This is a genomic window from Streptomyces sp. BL1 (assembly GCF_057628045.1).
In genome coordinates, this window is sequence record NZ_JBXYWZ010000002.1 from 925,407 (window position 1) to 942,862 (window position 17,456).

Consider the following 17,456-nt stretch of genomic DNA (forward strand, 5'->3'; position numbering starts at 1 on the left):
CCGAAGATCGCCCACCCCGTACGAGGAGCGCCGCATGCTTGCCCAGTTCGTCCTGTTCGACGGCTTCGATCCGCTGGACGTGATCGCGCCGTACGAGGTCTTTCACGCGGCCGGCACGCTCACCGACGGTGCCGTCACCGCGGAACTGGTCTCCGCGGAGGGTCCGCGCGAAGTCCCCAGCGGGCTCCCCCCGTTGACGTTGCGCGCCACGAGCGCCCTCGATCCCGTACGCGCCGACGTGATCGTCCTGCCGGGTGCCGCGGGGAGGCTCCCCGCCGACGGTCCCGCGGCGGAGGCCGCAGGGGCCGGGCGGGGCGATGACACAGGTTCCGGGTCCGGTCCCGGCGCGCCGGACGGCCCGGACTCGCAGGCCACGATCCCCGAGCTCCTCGGCCGTACCCTGCGGACCGAACTGCCGCGCCTGGCCGGCGAGGCCCTGCGGCGCGAGGACACCCTCGTGGTCACCGTCTGCGGCGGCTCCATGATCCTCGCCATGGCCGGGCTGACCGAGGGCCGGCACGCCACCACCCACCACCGGGGCCTGGACCTCCTCGAAACCACCGGCACCCTCCCCGTGACCGCCCGTGTCGTCGACGACGGCGACCTGATCACCGGCGCGAATGTCACCTCGGGCCTGGACGTCGCCCTGTACGTGATCGAACGCGAGGTCGGCCCGCAGGTCGCGCACGGCGTCGAGTCCCTCTTCGCCCATGAACGCCGCGGCACCGTGTGGTCCCGCCGCGGCCCCGCACCCGCCCGGTGAGCCCCGCGCCGCCCTCAGGAAACCACCCGCACGGAAAGCACCCCGCACCCATGAATCCCACCTCCCCCGGCCCCGGCTCCCCCGGTCCCGGCCGCCCCACCAACCCGGCCTCCGCCCATCCCGCCGAAGGCGCCCGGCACTTGACCGTCACCATCCCAACCGGCCCGCAGCACCCCCTCGTTCACCTGCGCCGGCACGCCGACGACGAGGAGACGGGCGCCGCGCGATGACGAAGCTCTTCCTCACCCTCCACGTCCTGGCGGCCATCATCGCCATCGGCCCCGTCACCGTCGCGGCCAGCATGTTTCCCCCGGCCGTACGCCGCGCCCAGGCCGCGGAGGCCGACGCGACGTCCATGACGGCCGTACGGCTGCTGCACCGCATCTGCCACGTCTACGCGGGCATCGGCCTCGCCGTCCCCGTGCTGGGCTTCTTCACCGCCGGCAGCATGGGCGTCCTCACCGACGCGTGGCTGATCGCCTCGATCGTGCTGACCGCGGCCACCGCCGGGATCCTCGCCCTGCTCGTACTGCCCCGCCAGGAGGCCCTCTTGGAGCAACTCGCCCACCAAGCCTCGCCGGTGGAGCGCCACGGCACCGTACGGCTGGCCATGTTCACCGGCGTCTTCAACCTGCTCTGGGCCCTGGTCACCATCCTCATGATCATCCGCCCCGGCTCCACCACGGGCGCCTGAGCCGCACGGGTGCGCCGTACGGAACCGGCGGTGCGCCGTACGACCCCGGCAGTGCGGCGCACCGCCACGGAGGCCGGCACCGGGACCGGCACCAGGCCCGAGACCGGGACCAGGACCAGGACCGACATACGTACCGCCCGGAGCGTCACCTTTGTCCCGCTACGGCTTTCTGCTTCAGTTCCCGTCATGCCCAGCGAGCCGCGCACCACCAACGCCCCTCCCGACCGGACCGATTCGCCGTCCGCCGCCATGGACAGCAAGGGCGGGCCTGGCCACACCGTGCTGCTCGCCCTGGTCCTGGCCGTACCGGTCGTGAAGGTCGCCTACACGGTCGGCGAGGGCGGCTCGGTGCGCGAGGTGTTCACCGGCATGGAACTGTCCAACTGGCCCGACGTACTGGTCGGAATGGTCCTCTCCAACGCGCTGTTCGGCTCCGTGCTGGGCGTGGTGCTCTCGCGCGTACTGTTCGCGGTCTTCGCCGCACGCGGCGCGGTACCGGGCGGCGCCGGTGCGGCCGCCGCCGCCCGGCTGGGGGCGTTGAGCCTGGTCACCCCGCTGGCCGTCGGCGTGATCGACGCCTGTTTCTTCGGGCCCTGGTGGGGACTTGGCACGTTCCTCGCCTCCGTCCTGCTGCGGCAGGGCATCGTGACCGAGTACCGCACGGGACGCCGCGGCCGTCACCACCGCCACCACGCCGAAGCGCGCCGGACCTCGCCGTGGCTGCACCGCTGGGCGGCGGCCGAACAGTGGGCGGCGCTCGCCCTGACGGTGATCGTCCTGCCGGTCCTGGCGTTCGCCGCCGCAGTGGACGGCCGTTCGTGGACGGCGGTCGTACGCTGCGAGGTCACCGACGGCGCCCGCACCCACCCCCGGCATCTGATCGAACTGGCCCGCAAGGGCAACGGCGTCGTCGGCTGGAACCTCGACTCCCACCAGATCTCCAACGGCCAGGGCTGCGACACCACGGAGACCCTCGTCGTACGCGAACCCTGGTGGCGCTGACACCCCGCTGCGCTCACCGCCCCGGGGTCACTCCTCGCGGGCCGCCTTCGCCACGGCCGCCTGCCAGGCCAACAGGCCCGGCACGACGGCGAGTTCGATGCCGAGCGCGGCGAGCATGGTGGGGTGCGGGCGCCCCGCCTTGCGCAGCGAGATGAGCCGCCCGACGCCGCCGGCGAACGCGGCGCCCAGGACGAGTTGGAGGACGCGGCCGTGCTTCTCCACACGCGGCAGTGTCGACCAGACGACCGGCGCGGCCGTCAGCCAGAACGCGTTGACGAAGCGGTACTCGCTGTCGAGCGTGGCGCTGACCCGCGCGCTCTGGCCGGGCAGCGCGGACGGTCCGACGATCATCCCCGCCGTCCCCGAGTACAGCGGGAGCGCCGCCACCGCACCCAGGGAGATCTGCAGTCCGCGCCGTCCGCGGCTGCCCTTTCCGGAACGTGCATGTGAGGCCATGCGCCCATGATCCCGTCCCGTACACGCCGCGCAAGCCCCACCCCTCCCGTAAGGGGCGCGCCCGAGCGCACCGCCGGGGAGCGCGAGTACGGCAGGGGCCCGCCGGGGCGGGTCCCTGCCGTGGGGTGGTGCCGTCAGGAGGAGGGGTCAGAACGGGGCCGGGCCCGTTCCCTTGACGCCTGCCGCGCCGCGCAGGTCGAGGCCGGTCAGCTGCATGGTGCCCTCGTGCCCGTCGGGGAGCCGCAGCCGCAGCACGTCCCGCCGGAAACGGTGCAGGTCACCGCCCTTGCTGCCGGTGTCGAGCGCGCCGTACCAGACCTCTTGGCCCACGGCCGCGTCCGCGTTCAGGTTGGCGATCACTTCGCCGATGGCGGCGCCGCCACAGTAGACGAGCGCCGGACCGCGATAACTACGCATCTCTTCCTCCGACGTCTGGAACCGACGTTCTCCCCACCCTGGGGCGGCCACCGCACTCCCGCACGTTGATCATCGCCCAGCGTGACTCCGCCGATGGCAGCGCGTGACCACTCACCCGCGCCCGACCAGCCGTTCCGCCCTCCGGGCCGTCAAATCCCCCGTCACCACGAGAAGTTCACGCCCGCACCAGCACGCCCACCCTTCACTCTCGGTGTTCGTACCAGGGCGTGGCACCTCACTCCATGTTCAGGCCGAATGTCACGCGCCGGGAATGCGGCCGTACCGGCACGGGGAGGTAGAGGTCCCTGAACGGACGGTCCGAGCAAGACGAAGGAGCGGCCACCGCGTGCTGTGCATCCCCGATCTCACCGCGTCTGCGGAGCAGAAGGCCCGGCAACGGTTCCGGACCGACGGCTACCTGCCGCTGCCCGGGCTGCTCACCCCGAAGGGAGAGAATCTCCTGCGCGAGGAGGCCCTGCGCCTGGAGAAGGCCGCCCGGCGCCGCGACTTCACCATGGACTGCATGAACAACTCGCCCCGCCACATGACGACGCTGGGCGGGCACATCATCGCCCGGGAGTCCCCGCTCGTCACCGGGCTCTACGAGGACCGTGGCCTGGTGAACCTGGTCGGCACGCTCTCCGGGGAACGGGCTGCCGGCGTCCCCGATCCGGTGGAGCGGCACGTCCTCAACATCCTGCACCGGAGCGGCGACACCCACGGAGCGCACTGCGACGACTATCCCCTCGCTCTGGTGCTCTTCATCGAGGCCCCGGCCGGCCCCGAGGACGGCGGGCTGCTCCAGTACCTTCCCGACGCGGGTTCCCTCCGCGCTCTCGACGACGGCGCGTCCCGCACCGCGCATCACCGCGCCGGCGACGCGTACCTGCTGCGCAGCGACACCACCGCCCACCGCGTGACCCCTCTAGCCCGCTCCGGCCTGCGTCGCACTGTCATCAACTTCGCCTACACCACTCCTGACACCACCCCCGTGCACACCCCATCGGCCCGGCAGCTTTACGCCTGAACCGCTCCAGCCCGGCGGCCGGCTCATCGGCTCCGCACGCCGAGAGCCCGACGACGCCCGGAGGCCGGGCCCACCAGGACTCTGACGTGCGGCAGTTCGGGCCACTTCCCGGCCGGCCCCGGCCGCCGTCGTACGGACGGAGGCGTCAGTGGGCGGTGAGGCCGCCGTCGACCACCAGTTCCGTACCGGTGACGAACGAGGACTCGTCGCCGGCGAGGAAGAGGACCGCGGCGGCGATCTCGTCGGCGCGGCCCGCGCGGCGCATCGGGGTCCGTACGATGTCGGGCTGCTGGTCGCCCTGTTCGTCCAGGATGCTCTGGATCATCGGGGTGGCGATGACGCCGGGGTGCAGGGAGTTGACCCGTACGCCCTGCCGCGCGTACTCGACCGCGGCCGTCTTGCTCAGCAGCCGCACGGCCCCCTTGGACGCCTGGTACGCCGCGGCGGACCCGCTCCCCACGAGGCCCAGCACGGACGAGGTGTTGATCACCGAGGCGTTGCCCGTGGCGCGCAGCAGCGGCATGGCGGTCTTCATGCCGAGCCAGGTGCCCTTCTGGTTGATGTCGATGACGCGGTCCCACGCGTGTTCGTCGGTGTCCTCGATGCCCGGCCAGTCGACGATGCCGGCGAGGTTGACGAGTACGTCGAGGGTGCCGAACCGGTCCCGTACGGTGGCGATCGCCTCGCCCCACTGCCGGGCGGAGGAGACGTCCAGGCGCGCGGTGACCACATCCGCGCCGGCCTCCTCCAACTCCTCGGCCAGCGCTTTGAGGGGCTCCTCGGCGACGTCGGTGAGGACCAGCCGCGCGCCTTCGCGGGCGAACAGCCTGGCGGTCGCCGCGCCGATCCCTCCGGTGGCGCCGGTGATCAATGCGACCTTGCGGTCGAGTCGTTGTCCAGTCACAGCGGTGTCGCTCTCTCTCGTGAGGGGGGGGAACTTCGGGGTGGGGAGGGGCAGTTGTGCGGGTGCTCGGCTCCGGTCGTGCGACGCCGCCAACAGCCGCTCCCCGCGACGCGCTACCGCGTCGCCGTGGGGCGGACGACAAGTTCGTTGACGTCTACATCGGCGGGCCGTGCGATCGCGAAGGCGACCGCGTCCGCCACAGCGGGAGCGGGGAGGGCCACCGCGCGGTAGGCCTTCATGTCCTCGCGGGCGCGCGCATCGGAGATGGAGTCCGCCAGTTCGGACTCGGTGACTCCCGGGGAGACGACCGTGACCCGGATGTCGCCGGCCTCCTGGCGCAGCCCTTCGGACAGGGCGCGTACGGCGTACTTGGTCGCGCAGTACACCGCTGCCGTGGGCACCACCTCGTACGCGCCGGTCGACGCGACGTTCACGAACTGTCCGTCGCCCTGCTCCCGCATGACCGGCAGCGCCGCGGCGATGCCGTGCAGCACACCGCGTACGTTCACGTCGATCATCCGGTTCCACTCGTCGACGTGCAGCGCCTCCAGCGGTGAAAGCGGCATCACCCCGGCGTTGTTGACCATCACGTCCACCCGGCCCCAGCGCTCTCGAGCGGCTGCCACGAAGGCCCGTACGTCGGCGGCATCCGTGACATCCAGCCGCCGGAACTCCGCGGTGCCGCCCTCGGCGACGATCTCACCTGCCAGCTTTTCGAGACGGTCGGTGCGGCGTGCGCCCAGGAGCAGCCGGTGGCCGGCGGCGGCCAGCCGGCGGGCCGTCGCCTCGCCGATGCCGCTGCTCGCGCCGGTGATCAGTACGACCTTGGCGGCGTCCGTCATTCTGGCTCCTCCTCTGTAGCCGGTCGCGTTCTGCTCCACCGACTCTGCGCAGGTCAGCGGGCATCAACCAGGACGCTTGCTGCCTGGGTGCGACACACCCAGGCAGCGGCCCGGGGTCGCCGCATAGCCTGGCCACATGTCTGCACACACGGACGGCAACCACTTGGGAGACTTCCTGCGCGCCCGCCGCGACGGCCTCGGCCCTGAGGACGTCGGCATGGCGAGCTACGGGGCGCGCCGGGTCGCCGGGCTGCGCCGCGAGGAGGTCGCCGTCCTGGCCGGCGTGAACGCCGACTACTACACCCGCCTGGAACAGGGCCGCGAACGCAACCCCTCACCCCAGGTGCTCGACGCGCTCGGCCGCGCGCTGCACCTCGACGAGGAGGCCCGCGCGCACCTGTACCGGCTGGCCGGGGCCACGCCGGACGACGTGTCCGCCACGCCTGTCGTCGAGCAAGTCAGCCCGGCGCTGCGGCAGTTGATGGACGGTTACCCCAACACGCCGGCCTTCGTCATGAGCCGGACCCTGGACCTCCTCGCGACCAACGCCCTGGCCGACGCGCTGTACGCCCCCTTCGAGCCGGCGGACAACCTGGCCCGGATGCTCTTCCTCGACCCCGCGGCCCGGCACTTCTACACCGACCGGGACCGGGCGGCCCAGGCCGCCGTCGCCAACCTGCGTCAGGCCGCCGGCTTCGACCCGGACGAGCCGCGGCTGCGCGAGCTGGTCCGTACGCTCACCGAGCACAGCGCGGACTTCACCCGCCTCTGGAACGCCCACACCGTGCGCGGCAAGACCCGGGACGCCAAGCGCTTCCTGCACCCGGACGTCGGCCCGCTCACCCTCACCTACCAGGCCTTCGACGTACGCGACGCCCCCGGCCAGCAGCTCGTGATCTACCACGCCGAGCCCGGCAGCCCCAGCGCCCAGGCCCTCACCCTCCTCGGCTCCCTCCACGCCACACAGCGCCGGAGCGAGGCCCGTCCCCAGGGCTGAGGCGGGGCGGCCAGGAGCCGGCGCACTGTCAGATGCCCGCGTCACCCCAGGAGTTGAGCCACCATCAGCGCGAGGCGGGGCCGGCGGCAGACCGGCGACTTCCGCGACGAGCACCCCGGCGGACTCGGGCACGCGGCGCCGTGCGGGCGCGGTTACTGCGCCTCGCGCTTGTCCGTCTCCTCCGAGGTGCGCTCCACGTCGATGACGGCTGCCGTCTTGATATCGCTGATCTTGCCGTTGTCGATCTGTGCGGCCCGCGGGGCGGTACCGACCGTGGTGGACTCGCCCGCGCGGAGGTCGTCGGCGGTGATGCCGGTCGTGCCGAGCCGGTTGCCGTGCTTGTCGTAGAAGGCGATGTCGGCGGCGTAGTCGGCCGGCTCGTCGCCGTGGTTGGTGACCTTGTAGTCGACGACGTAAGAGTCCGGGCCCCGCGTCTTGCCGCTCTCGGCCCCCTGGCCGGTGAGCCTCACGTCCGCGTCGGCGTCCTGCTGATTCGCCTTCGCCGGCGACGAGAACGTCGACGTACGGGGCTGGGCGTCGGCCGTGCCGGACGTGGCGACCAGGGCGAGGCCGCCGATGCCGACGGCGCCGGCAGTGGTCAGGGCGACGACGGCGCGGCGGATACGGGAAGCGCGGGTGCGGGGCATGACGATCGGCACTTTCTTACGGCGGGGCGAGTGTGGCGCGTCATGTCCGACGTTAGGCGGCGGAGCCGCGCGGCGGCAGAGACGTTGGGTCCGCGCGGGCGGGCCGTTGGTCCCGGCGCCCACCGGGACGCAGCCGCCCGGCCGCGCGGACGGGTCACGCCCGGGCCCCGTTCAGCCGTCCTCCAACTCCACCAGTTGTACGGGGAGTTCACCGAGGGGGTCCTGCGGAACACCCTCGTGTGCGGCGAGCGTCGCGCGTTCCACCACCGCGTAGCCGGTGCCTGCCTGCTCCCCCGCCCCCGCGAGGGAGACCCGTACCCGTACGGCGTCGCCCCTGTCGGGGCGGCCGACGGTCACGTCGACCGTGGTGGCGCCGTCCGTGCGGATCTCCAGAAGGGCAACGGGAGTTGGCGCGTACGCGTACCAGGCGTCGCTGGCGCTGCCGAGTTCGTCCAGCAGCCACGCGTACTTCAGCAGCGGCGGCGCGTCACGGCCCGGCGCCCAGTGGAACTCGTCGTGACCGTCGGGCGGTGGCGCCACCGGGCCCGCCTCGCCCAGCGCGGCCAGCAGCGCGGGGACACCGGCCTCCGGATCGGGACGTACCACGGTGCCGCGCCCGTCCGGCCAGGCGACGCGGACGACGGGCCGGGACGCGGCCAGTTCGATGCCGCGTACGGTCAGGCCGCGGGGCGCGCTGCCGCGCTGGACCGCGGCGAGGTCCTTGACCAGCGGCGCCCACCATTCGGCCGCGGGCCACCGGCGGGCGGGACGGGTGGGCCGGCTGTTCATGTGACGCCCCCTCTCATGCGGCACCCCTCGACTCTCATGCAGCGCCCTCGACGACGGGCGACGGGACAACGGGCAGCCGGCGGGCCGGACTTCCGGGGAAGCACCGGCCCGCCGGCCGGAAGGCACCGCGTACGGTCAGAGGTTGATCGCGTTCCGTACCCAGTCGGGGCAGCGGCCGGGCACATTCTCACAGAACGCGGTGACCGCGCCGAAGGACTTGTTGTCGTCCAGCTTCCGGTAATCGAGGCCTGCCCGCACCGTCTTGACCTCGGTGACCCGACACGTACGGAAGATCCACCAGCCGCTGCACTCCACATGGAGCACCTCGGTGCGGTAGTTCCACGTCGTGCCGCCGATGTTCTCCTTGCCGGTGGGGCCGGGGCGCGGATACATGGTGGTGGCCTTGACGGCGTCGAGGCTCAGATTGTGCTTCTGGTCGATCTTGCGCATGCCGAAGCCGGCGTTCGCGCCGTTCCACCAGCCCTGGCGCATGACGGCGTCCCAGCCGTCCTTGTCCTTCCACTCCGCCACGATGTCGTTGCGGTCCGGCGGCGGAGCCTGCGCGGTACGGGCTTCCGCGCCGGCCTCCTTGCCGGCCGCGATGCGCTCCATCGTCTTCTTGGGAACGTCGTACTTGGTCAGGTCCCCCAGCTTGAACGCCCGGTCGCGGGGCACGCCCGCTCCGGTGTCGACGACGGAGAACTCCACGTCCCCGCGGCTGCCCGAGGAGGCCGGGGCCTCGGAGGCGGCGGTCAGCGTGGAGGTGGCCTGCGTGGTGGCGGTCTGTGCGCTCGCGGGCGAGGCGGCGACGGTGCCCAGCGCCGCGGCCAGGACGGTCGCGGCCATTCCGGCACGTTTCCCGACGGTGTTCATGATCCCCCTGTGGTCGTCCGTGACGGCCCGTACGCCGGACAGCGCACGAGCTGCTTGGCGGCACAGGAAACTAGAGCCACCGGCTGCGGCGAACCAGCCCCACTGGCCCCAACCGGACATGTTTCAGGGCCAGTTGAGAGCCACTGGGCTCCGTGGGGCGACACCGAAGCGGCAGTTCACCCTCGCGGAATGTCTGCTTCACCAGCTTCGCCACGCTCGGCGGGCTCTCTGTGGGTTCGGCCGGTTTCCACCGGCTTGCTTGACATGCGCACCTCGCATCGGGCACAGGCGCGCCCCGCAGACCTGCGGACGGCGTACACGACACGGACATCACGACGGAGCGAGCGGACATCACGAACAAGTGAGGGGAGAAAATCTCACGTGGCGACGGTAGACATTCGCCAGCATGCTTACTAACGTTTTGACTGTTGCCGGACGAGAGGGCATCCCGGGCACACGGCAGACGACGAACTGCGTGCAACGGAATGCCGACGTCCTCCCCGGAGGACGAGCGGTCGTCAGGCGGTCGGGACCCGGACAGTGACAGGGGCCTCGGCCGGTGAAGGCCGCAGCTCGGAAGGCATACCGAAAAACAGCCGAGAAGAAGGGAACGGTCAAACGCCATTGGATCGCCCGCCGTCGGTCGCCTGCAAACGGCCGAGCGGGTACCGCAGTCCCCACGCGTGAAAGAGGTGGTCTTCGGTCAGGCAATCGCGATCCCCGCACTCCCCGCCCCACTTGGGCCCGGACGTGCGGATACAACAGACCGGCCGCTGCGCCGGTGAATGGTGTTAAACCCGAACCCAGGGCCCCGGTGCACATGCACCGGGGCCCTCGACTCGCGCACACTCGACCTCGCGCACACTCGACAGTGAACCCGCACGACCGCGTCCGCGAACTCGACCAGTGGAAAGGTGAAATGGAGCAGGAATCGACCGGCATCGACAGCACGCTCGATGACGAGGACTACCCCGCCTACACGATGGGCCGCGCAGCCGAGATGCTCGGCGTCACCCCCGGGTTTCTGCGCAGCCTGGACAAGGCCAAACTCTTCACCCCGCTCCGCTCGGCCGGCGGCCACCGCCGCTACTCCCGCTACCAGCTGCGCCTCGCCGCCCGCGCCCGCGAACTCATCGACACCGGCACCCCCGTGGAAGCCGCCTGCCGCATCATCATCCTCGAGGACCAGCTCGAAGAGGCCCAGCGCATCAACGCCCAGATGCGCACCCAGCACCAGGGCTGACGCGAACTGCCCGCCGCCGGCCCCGAGTCGGCGGCGGGCGCCAGGCATCCGGGACCGGCCCGTACGCGCCGCACCGTCCCGTATCCGGACCGCGGGACCGGAGCCGGGACCGGCCCGTACACGCCGTACGTCAGATAAGCGGGGGCCGTCCCAGGCGGGTCATCCGCCACACCGTGCGCCAACTCATCGGCTTCCGTGGGCCGCACGCGGTGCGCAGCCCTTCCAGGAACCCCGATGCCCACGCCCTGAGCCCGGCGACGGACCGGATGCGGAGCAGCGTGAGCGCGACCCAGGCACCGAGATAGAGCGGGATCATCGGGAGCGGGAGGCGCCGGCGGGCGAGCCAGACGCGGTTGCGGGCGTTGTAACGGTAGTACCCCGCATGCCTGTTCGGCGCCGTCTTCGGATGCTGGAGCACCAGCCGGGGCTCGTAGAGGATCTTCCAGTCGGCGGCGAGAGCGCGCCAGGCCAGGTCCGTCTCCTCGTGTCCGAAGAAGAAGTGGTCCGGCCACAGGCCGGTCTCGCGGAGCATCGGCACGGAGAACGCATGGCCGCCGCCGAGGAACGCCGTCACCATCCCGCCGCGCATCGGGTCGTCCGCACGGAGCCGCGGCACCCAGCGCCGCTCGGTGTGGCCCTGCTCGTCGGCGACCCTGAACCCCACGATCCCCAGCCCGGGATCGTCGGCGAACAGCTGCCGGACCCGGCGGAACACATCGTCGGCGATGAGCAGGCCGTCATCGTCCAGCTCGACGACGACGTCGACCTCGCCCGAGTCGCGCAGCATCTCCAGGCCCACGTTGCGTCCGCCGGGGCAGCCCAGATTCTCCTCCAGCGGAACCTTCGTCACGTCGGCCATGACGTCGGTGAGGGGCGTCGCGTTGCCCACCAGCACCACACGTTCCGCGGGCACGTCCTGCTTGTCCACGGAGGCGAGCAGCGACTCCAGCTCGTACGGGCGCGTGCCCATCGTCACGATGACGACTCCGATACGGGGCAACGGCATGGGAGGGAACTCCAGAGGTCGGCGCAATGCCGCCGATGCTACTGGCGAGACGCGGCTCCACGGCGGTACGGACACGGCTGTGACACGACTGTGCATCCCCCAAAACCGCAGGCCGGCGGGCGCGGCCGCCGGGGGCCTGCGCGGCGCGGCCGGGCCGGGGTGCCATGATCGGAACGGCAGTGAGTACGGTGCCGTCCCGGCCGGGGGGCGGGCGGGGCCGACGAGTGGAGTGGAGAGGCCGAAGATGCCGGTAGCCCGTCTGTACGCCTGGGGCACGGAAGTCGCGATCGAGGAGGCCTCCCCTCCCGGATCGCCGCCCGAGGGCGAGATCGTGGTCGCCCTGGAGGCCGCCGCGGTCACCCACCTCGACCTCACCCTCATGTCGGGCACCTTCGCCTTCCGGCCGCCGCTGCCCTTCACCCCCGGCAGCGCCGGCGTCGGCACCGTCACCGCGGGCGAGCCGCACCTGGTGGGCAAGCGGGTCCTCGTACGCGGCGCGGGCGTCGGCCTGGAACGCCCCGGTACGTGGGCCGAGCACGTCACCGTCCCGGCCGGTACGGTCCGCGTGGTGCCGGACGCCGCGGACGCGGCCCTCGCCGCCACCTGCTACTCGCCGATGACGACGGCCTGGGCCGCCGCGGGACCGGTCGGACAGATCCGGCCCGGCGAACGGGTCCTGGTCACCGGCGCGTCCGGCGGTGTCGGCTCGCTGACCGTACAACTGGCCGCCCGCGCCGGCGCACACGTCATCGCCGGGGTCCGCAGCGAGAAGGCTGCGGCTGCCGTCCCGGAAGCCGCAGCGGAAGTCGTCGTCGGCCAGGGCCCCGGGACCGTGGAGCGCCTGCGGGAGGGCGGCGGCATCGACGCCGTGCTGGACACCGTCGGCGGCCCGACTGTCCCCACCCTGCTGCCCGCCGTCAACCCCGGCGGCCGCGTCGTCATGATCGGCTACCTGGCGGGCAAGACCCTCACCGTCGACCTGCCCACCCTGCTCGCCGCCGACGTCAGCCTGCTGCCGATGAACATGGTCCGCCGCCACGTCCCCGACGAGGTCTTCGAGACCCTGCTCACCGAACTCGGCGACGGCACCCTCACGTTGACCCCCACCACCTTCGCCTTCACCGACACCAACAAGGCCCTCAAAGCCCTCACCGAGGGCAGCCTCTCCGGCCCCGTGGCCGTCACGATGTAGTACACGCCCCCGGGACCGCGAACACAGGGCGCCTGTACGGCCGTTCGGCCCCGTACGCGCTCCCCGCCGCGAGAACGGCCCTGCTAGTCAGTGTCCGGGTCGAACCCGATCAGGACCTTGCCGAGGGCGGTCGTCCAGAGTGCGGGTGGAAGACCGAGAGGAACTCCTCGGCGTCCTTGGCCCGTTGGGCGCGTTCGACGGTGGCCACGGCCTGCTCGATGGCCTGCGTGTCCGCGGTGTCGGTGGTCGTACGGGCCACCGTGTGACGTGAAGCGCGCTTCAAGTCAAGGGCCGCGCCGTCGGGTTCGCGGGCGGCAGGCTGAACCGCCGCCCACGGCCGGGCCCCGCGGTGGGGCCGACGGCAGCGTGGGCGGCGGGCTCGGCTTCGGGGTCGGGCGCGCCGTCAGGCGTCCGCTTCGGGGGTGGTGAAGTACGCGGCGAAGGCCTTGACGACCTCGTCCTCGCCGACCAGCCCGTCACCGCCGGCGGAGAGGGAACGTGCCGCCGTACCGCACAGGCCCTCGTCCACGCCCAGGGCACGCAGCGCGCGCTCCGCCTCGTCGACGGTGATCCGGCCGTCCTTGTCGGCGTCCGCCGCGGCCACCACACCGTGCAGGAACGGGCGGGCGATCTCGCCGAACCGCTCCGGGCTGTCACGCAGCCGCTTGAGGGCGATGACGACGAACTCGTCGCGGGTGATGCGCTGGTCGCCGTCGCGGTCCGCGATACCGGCCATGCCCTGCCAGAAGGCCTCCGCACCGAGGTGGATCGCCTGGCCCTGCTCGGAACGGGCCGTGGCGCCGAACTCGGTACGTACGGCGGCGGCCGCCGTCGTGAAGTCCTCGCGGGAGATGTAGCCGTTGCCGTCCTGGTCGAAGGCCGCGAACCGGCTGGCGATCTTCTGCTCGTACTCGCTGCTGTCCATGCTCGTGTGTGCCAACTCACTCATCAGGTCGGATGCGTTCGCTCCGCAGCGTACGCCGGTCACAAGCCTCTGCGCAGGCACGGGACCGAGGTCGCACCGCCGGGGTCGCGCTCGCCCCGCGCGGCGGAACCGGCCCCCGCCGCCCTCGCCGTGACCCGCGAAGCCCCATGACGGCGGGCTCGTCGCGGGAAGGGGCCGCCCGTACGTACGGGCCGCGCGGCCCCGCCCGTACGCCCCGGTTCCACGCCCGGCCTGTGGCCTTTCTCCCCTTTGCGGCGGGCGCACGGGTCGCCCGTACGGGCGGGTGACCGGACCCCGTGGTGCCGGACAGGCGTGCTCCCGGGCCGAGTTGCCGCCCGGGCAGGTTCCGCGCGGCGTTTCCCGCGACGCTCCTGCCCGACCTCGACCTGTGAGTCCGCGCCTCGCGCCTCAAGAAAGGGCCCTGGCCTTCGCGTTACCCGACACCGCGTGACTCCCCCGCGCCGTCCACCGGCCAACCGCTCGGCCCGGCCGGCGCCCGTAGCTCCGCCGGATGCCCGTCACCTTTCGCCTCGCGCATCCGTCTCCCTGGGGAGAGATCCATGAACGGCAGGAGCGGAACCATGGCCACTGCGTACGTCCTCGTCACCCTCGTCACCGTCCTGGCCAACGCCGGAATCGCCGCCGCCGACCTCGTACGGGCGGAGTTCGTCGTCGCCAACTCCGTCGCCGTGCGCGTACCGCCGACGTGGCTGCCGCTGCTGGGCGCGCTCAAGGCCGCCGGTGCGGCGGGGCTGCTGCTCGGCCTGCTCGGGGTTCCCGTGCTCGGCGAGGCGGCCGCCGCGGGGCTGGTGGCCTTCTTCGTGGGGGCCGTCATCGCGCACGTGCGGGCGCGTGTCCTCTCCAGCATCGCCGTCCCGGCCGCGTTCCTCGCCCTGGCCCTCGCCTCACTGGCCCTGGCCCTCACACACTGACGGCGCCCGTACGTCCGGTACGCGCCCGACGACGCCACCCGCCACCGCCCGCCCCGCACTTGGCGCGGTCGCGCGCTCTAGGATCGCGGTCCATGGATACCGCCGCACTGTGCCTGATCGCCCTCGCCCTCCTCCTCTCCTCCCTCAGCTGGGGCTCGGGGCGGCGCCTCGACGCGCTCGACCGCCGCGTCGACCGGCTGGAGCGCAAGGTCGACCTTCTCCTCGACCACAACGGCCTCTCCCTGGCCGAACCGGGCATGGAGCGCGTGCACGAACTGCTCCGGCAGGACGAGAAGATCAAGGCCATCAAGCTCTACCGCGAGCTCACCGGCGCCGGCCTCAAGGAGGCCAAGGACGCGGTCGAGCAGATGTAGCCCCCAGAGGCCGCCCGAACGCGCCGCGCCGGCCCGGGAGTTGCCGGGCCGGCGCGGTGTGGCGCGGCTGCGGTGCCGCGGAGGAGGACGCGTCAGATGAGCGGCAGCGCGCCCAACGTCGGCTCGCCGGTGGGGAGTTCGAACTCGCCCAGTGGGGTGGTCATGCCGGCCTCGGTGAGCCCCCAGCCGCCGGCGGGGCTCGCCTGCGGGGCCGCCGGGCCGCCCTGCGGGGCCGGCGCCGCGGCGGCACTGGCCGGTGCGGCGAACCCGCCCAGCAGTGCGGTCGCTCCGATGGCGGTGGCGGCGATACGGCGCATAGGTTCTCTGTCTCCCTTGGGTCGCTTGCGGGGTCACCCCATGATCCATGCCTCACTCGGGAAAATCCGGCATCTCACCCGAATGTGTAACCAGGCGCGTATCCGACCCCACCCACGGCACCCACGGCACCCACGGCACGCGACGCCCCGAGCACCGGACACACGAAAGGCGCCCGGTACGGGACCGCTCCGTGGAGGAGTCCCGTACCGGGCGCCCGGTGCCGGTGCCCGGCCCGGCGACCGCTGCTACGACTGCGGCTGCGAGGCGTCCGGACGGTGGTACGTGTCGCCCGTCATGGACTCCAGCGACTGCTTCTTGGTCTCCGGGATCTTCCGCAGCACGAAGAAGAACGAGGCGAAGGCGAAGAGCGCGAACAAGCCGTACAGCCAGGAGAGGCCGACCTGCTTCGTCATCGGCTCGAAGGCGAAGGTGACGAGGAAGTTGAAGATCCAGTTGGAGGCGGTGCCGATGGCGAGCGCCATGGCGCGCATCCGGTTGGGGAACATCTCCGCGAGCATGATCCACATGATCGGGCCCCAGGAGAGCGCGAAGAAGACCACGAAGGCGTTCGCGCCGATCAGCGCCAGCGGCCCGTACGGGTCGGGCAGCGACACGTCCGTACCGGTGCCCTGCTGCTGCGAGAAGGCGACCGCGGTCAGCAGCAACGCCAGGAACATGCCGGTGGAGCCGATCATCAGCAGCCGGCGCCGGCCGACCCGGTCGACGAACAGCATGGAGACCACGGTCATCACCACGTTGATCCCCGCGGTGATGACCGAGGTGGTGAACGAGCTGGACTCGCTGAAGCCGACGGACTTCCACAGCGTGGTCGAGTAGTAGAAGATCGCGTTGATGCCGACGAGCTGCTGGAACGCGGCCATGATGATGCCGACCCAGACCAGCGGATGCAGTCCCAGCCGGATGCCGCGGATGTCCTTGAAGCTGCTCTTGTGCTCCTTGTGCAGGGTCTCGCGGATCTCCTCGACCTTGCCCTCCGGGTCGGGCTCCCCGCTGACCCGCCCCAGTACGCCGGCGGCCTTCCGGTACTCGCCCTTGAGGACCAGATAGCGCGGGGATTCGGGGATCAGCAGCGCCAGCCCGCCGTACACCAGCGCGGGGATCACGCCGACGAGGAACATCCAGCGCCAGGCCGGCATGCCGAACCACAGGTCCTGCGAGGCGCCGCCCGCGGCCCCGGCCAGGCCCTTGTTGGAGCTGAGCACCACCAGCTGGCCGATGGTGATCGCCAGTTGCTGGAGCGAGCCGAGCGCGCCGCGGCCGCTGGCCGGCGCGACCTCCGAGATGTAGGCGGGCGCGATGACCGAGGCGATGCCGATGCCCAGGCCGCCGATCACGCGCCACACCAGCAGGTCGGGCACCGAGAAGGCGAACGCGGTACCGAGGGAGCTGATGAGGAACATCGCCGAGCCCAGCAGCATCACATTGCGCCGGCCCCAGCCGTCGGCCAGCCGGCCCGCGTACCAGGCGCCGACGGCACAGCCCAGCAGCGCGATGGAGACGACGAAGCCGGAGAGGAAGGCGTTGAGATGGAAGTGCGAGCTGAGCGAGTCCACCGCGCCGTTGATGACGGAGGAGTCGAAGCCGAAGAGAAAGCCACCCACCGCGGCGGCGATGGAGATACCGATCGCCTTGCCGTGAGTGGATGACTGTGGTGCGGGGGCCGTTCGGGCCATGAGCCGTGTCACCTGACCAGAGTTGCTGTCGAGCTGCTTGCTATCGTTCGGACCGGGCGCTCCGGCACGTGCGCCGTGAACACGACGGTGTCCCGTACGGCGGCCCCTCGCCAGCCGGGCACGGCACCCTTCTGGCGGAATCCCCGCCCCGACGCGGCCGTGCACCGACCCGGCGACGGACACACCGCTCCCTCGCGCACGAGGCCGCTCCGCGATCGACTCCGGGATGACACCACGGTTTTGACAACGTTGTCCAGAGATCTTCGCTACGCACCTCGTCACGGTTGCCCGGCGCACCGGGACCGCATCGGGACAGCTACGGCAAAGGCGCTCGGATCAG

The 17,456-nt window shown here is 71.9% G+C and carries 21 protein-coding genes and 1 pseudogene; 10 read left to right on the plus strand and 12 right to left on the minus strand.

What is annotated here, in order from left to right; all coding sequences use genetic code 11:
- The first annotated feature begins 34 nt into the window (after positions 1-34).
- The 4 genes from AC3AGO_RS04315 (at position 35) to AC3AGO_RS04330 (ending at position 2,459) form a co-directional block, all read left to right on the plus strand.
- Positions 35-763 carry a DJ-1/PfpI family protein gene (locus AC3AGO_RS04315; protein ID WP_487818764.1) on the plus strand — a complete coding sequence of 243 codons (729 nt, stop codon included), beginning with the start codon at positions 35-37 and terminating at the stop codon, positions 761-763.
- A gap of 50 nt (positions 764-813) precedes the next feature.
- Positions 814-993, plus strand: a complete 180-nt coding sequence (locus AC3AGO_RS04320; protein WP_487818765.1) for a hypothetical protein — start codon at positions 814-816, stop codon at positions 991-993.
- Entirely contained in the window at positions 990-1,457 is a 468-nt protein-coding gene (locus AC3AGO_RS04325; RefSeq protein ID WP_487818766.1) for a DUF2269 family protein, read from the plus strand. The genes AC3AGO_RS04320 and AC3AGO_RS04325 overlap by 4 nt, the downstream gene beginning before the upstream one ends.
- A gap of 186 nt (positions 1,458-1,643) precedes the next feature.
- Positions 1,644-2,459, plus strand: coding sequence for a hypothetical protein (locus AC3AGO_RS04330; protein ID WP_487818767.1), 816 nt, complete (start codon positions 1,644-1,646; stop codon positions 2,457-2,459).
- Between the two features lie 27 nt (positions 2,460-2,486).
- On the opposite strand, the gene AC3AGO_RS04335 is transcribed toward AC3AGO_RS04330, so the two are convergent.
- Both AC3AGO_RS04335 and AC3AGO_RS04340 read right to left on the minus strand, forming a co-directional pair.
- Positions 2,487-2,915: a DUF4345 domain-containing protein gene (locus AC3AGO_RS04335; protein ID WP_487818768.1), complete on the minus strand. Its 429-nt coding sequence runs from the start codon at positions 2,913-2,915 to the stop codon at positions 2,487-2,489.
- A 147-nt stretch (positions 2,916-3,062) separates the two neighbouring features.
- The gene (locus AC3AGO_RS04340; RefSeq protein ID WP_487818769.1) at positions 3,063-3,332 is read right to left on the minus strand and encodes a hypothetical protein; all 270 of its coding nucleotides are present in this window, start codon (positions 3,330-3,332) and stop codon (positions 3,063-3,065) included.
- A gap of 346 nt (positions 3,333-3,678) precedes the next feature.
- On the opposite strand from AC3AGO_RS04340, the gene AC3AGO_RS04345 reads away from it, so the two are divergent.
- A complete protein-coding gene (locus tag AC3AGO_RS04345; protein ID WP_487818770.1) occupies positions 3,679-4,359 on the plus strand; it encodes a HalD/BesD family halogenase in 681 nt (226 codons plus the stop codon).
- A 145-nt stretch (positions 4,360-4,504) separates the two neighbouring features.
- Here the strand turns inward: AC3AGO_RS04345 and AC3AGO_RS04350 are convergent, their stop codons facing one another.
- Both AC3AGO_RS04350 and AC3AGO_RS04355 read right to left on the minus strand, forming a co-directional pair.
- Complete coding sequence (locus AC3AGO_RS04350; RefSeq protein WP_487818771.1) at positions 4,505-5,263, minus strand: SDR family NAD(P)-dependent oxidoreductase; 759 nt, start codon at positions 5,261-5,263, stop codon at positions 4,505-4,507.
- Between the two features lie 113 nt (positions 5,264-5,376).
- Complete coding sequence (locus AC3AGO_RS04355; protein ID WP_487818772.1) at positions 5,377-6,105, minus strand: SDR family oxidoreductase; 729 nt, start codon at positions 6,103-6,105, stop codon at positions 5,377-5,379.
- A gap of 136 nt (positions 6,106-6,241) precedes the next feature.
- Between AC3AGO_RS04355 and AC3AGO_RS04360 the strand changes: the two genes are divergently transcribed.
- The gene (locus tag AC3AGO_RS04360) at positions 6,242-7,102 is read left to right on the plus strand and encodes a helix-turn-helix transcriptional regulator (RefSeq protein ID WP_487818773.1); all 861 of its coding nucleotides are present in this window, start codon (positions 6,242-6,244) and stop codon (positions 7,100-7,102) included.
- 152 nt (positions 7,103-7,254) lie between these two features.
- Here the strand turns inward: AC3AGO_RS04360 and AC3AGO_RS04365 are convergent, their stop codons facing one another.
- From AC3AGO_RS04365 to AC3AGO_RS04375, 3 genes are all read right to left on the minus strand, one after another.
- Positions 7,255-7,749 carry an FxLYD domain-containing protein gene (locus AC3AGO_RS04365; protein ID WP_487818774.1) on the minus strand — a complete coding sequence of 165 codons (495 nt, stop codon included), beginning with the start codon at positions 7,747-7,749 and terminating at the stop codon, positions 7,255-7,257.
- A 171-nt stretch (positions 7,750-7,920) separates the two neighbouring features.
- Positions 7,921-8,538: a serine/threonine-protein kinase gene (locus tag AC3AGO_RS04370; protein ID WP_487818775.1), complete on the minus strand. Its 618-nt coding sequence runs from the start codon at positions 8,536-8,538 to the stop codon at positions 7,921-7,923.
- A 135-nt stretch (positions 8,539-8,673) separates the two neighbouring features.
- Positions 8,674-9,384 carry a hypothetical protein gene (locus AC3AGO_RS04375; protein WP_487818776.1) on the minus strand — a complete coding sequence of 237 codons (711 nt, stop codon included), beginning with the start codon at positions 9,382-9,384 and terminating at the stop codon, positions 8,674-8,676.
- 946 nt (positions 9,385-10,330) lie between these two features.
- Between AC3AGO_RS04375 and AC3AGO_RS04380 the strand changes: the two genes are divergently transcribed.
- Entirely contained in the window at positions 10,331-10,654 is a 324-nt protein-coding gene (locus AC3AGO_RS04380) for a MerR family transcriptional regulator (RefSeq protein ID WP_487824527.1), read from the plus strand.
- A gap of 130 nt (positions 10,655-10,784) precedes the next feature.
- On the opposite strand, the gene AC3AGO_RS04385 is transcribed toward AC3AGO_RS04380, so the two are convergent.
- Positions 10,785-11,660 (minus strand): glycosyltransferase family 2 protein, encoded by an 876-nt coding sequence (locus AC3AGO_RS04385; RefSeq protein WP_487818777.1) that lies wholly within the window; start codon positions 11,658-11,660, stop codon positions 10,785-10,787.
- Between the two features lie 244 nt (positions 11,661-11,904).
- On the opposite strand from AC3AGO_RS04385, the gene AC3AGO_RS04390 reads away from it, so the two are divergent.
- On the plus strand, positions 11,905-12,852 hold the full coding sequence (locus AC3AGO_RS04390) for a quinone oxidoreductase family protein (protein WP_487818778.1): 948 nt from the start codon (positions 11,905-11,907) through the stop codon (positions 12,850-12,852).
- Positions 12,853-12,950: 98 nt separating this feature from the next.
- Here the strand turns inward: AC3AGO_RS04390 and AC3AGO_RS04395 are convergent.
- Together AC3AGO_RS04395 and AC3AGO_RS04400 are read right to left on the minus strand one after the other, a co-directional pair.
- Positions 12,951-13,111 (minus strand): annotated as a pseudogene (locus tag AC3AGO_RS04395) (SgcJ/EcaC family oxidoreductase); the annotation flags it as partial.
- 144 nt (positions 13,112-13,255) lie between these two features.
- On the minus strand, positions 13,256-13,777 hold the full coding sequence (locus tag AC3AGO_RS04400) for an EF-hand domain-containing protein (protein WP_487824528.1): 522 nt from the start codon (positions 13,775-13,777) through the stop codon (positions 13,256-13,258).
- Positions 13,778-14,379: 602 nt separating this feature from the next.
- Between AC3AGO_RS04400 and AC3AGO_RS04405 the strand changes: the two genes are divergently transcribed.
- Positions 14,380-14,730 (plus strand): DoxX family protein, encoded by a 351-nt coding sequence (locus AC3AGO_RS04405; protein WP_487818779.1) that lies wholly within the window; start codon positions 14,380-14,382, stop codon positions 14,728-14,730.
- 92 nt (positions 14,731-14,822) lie between these two features.
- Complete coding sequence (locus AC3AGO_RS04410) at positions 14,823-15,104, plus strand: ribosomal protein L7/L12 (protein WP_487818780.1); 282 nt, start codon at positions 14,823-14,825, stop codon at positions 15,102-15,104.
- Positions 15,105-15,196: 92 nt separating this feature from the next.
- Here the strand turns inward: AC3AGO_RS04410 and AC3AGO_RS04415 are convergent, their stop codons facing one another.
- The gene (locus tag AC3AGO_RS04415) at positions 15,197-15,421 is read right to left on the minus strand and encodes a hypothetical protein (protein WP_487818781.1); all 225 of its coding nucleotides are present in this window, start codon (positions 15,419-15,421) and stop codon (positions 15,197-15,199) included.
- Between the two features lie 246 nt (positions 15,422-15,667).
- Complete coding sequence (locus tag AC3AGO_RS04420) at positions 15,668-17,116, minus strand: sugar porter family MFS transporter (RefSeq protein WP_487818782.1); 1,449 nt, start codon at positions 17,114-17,116, stop codon at positions 15,668-15,670.
- Positions 17,117-17,456 lie beyond the last annotated feature (340 nt).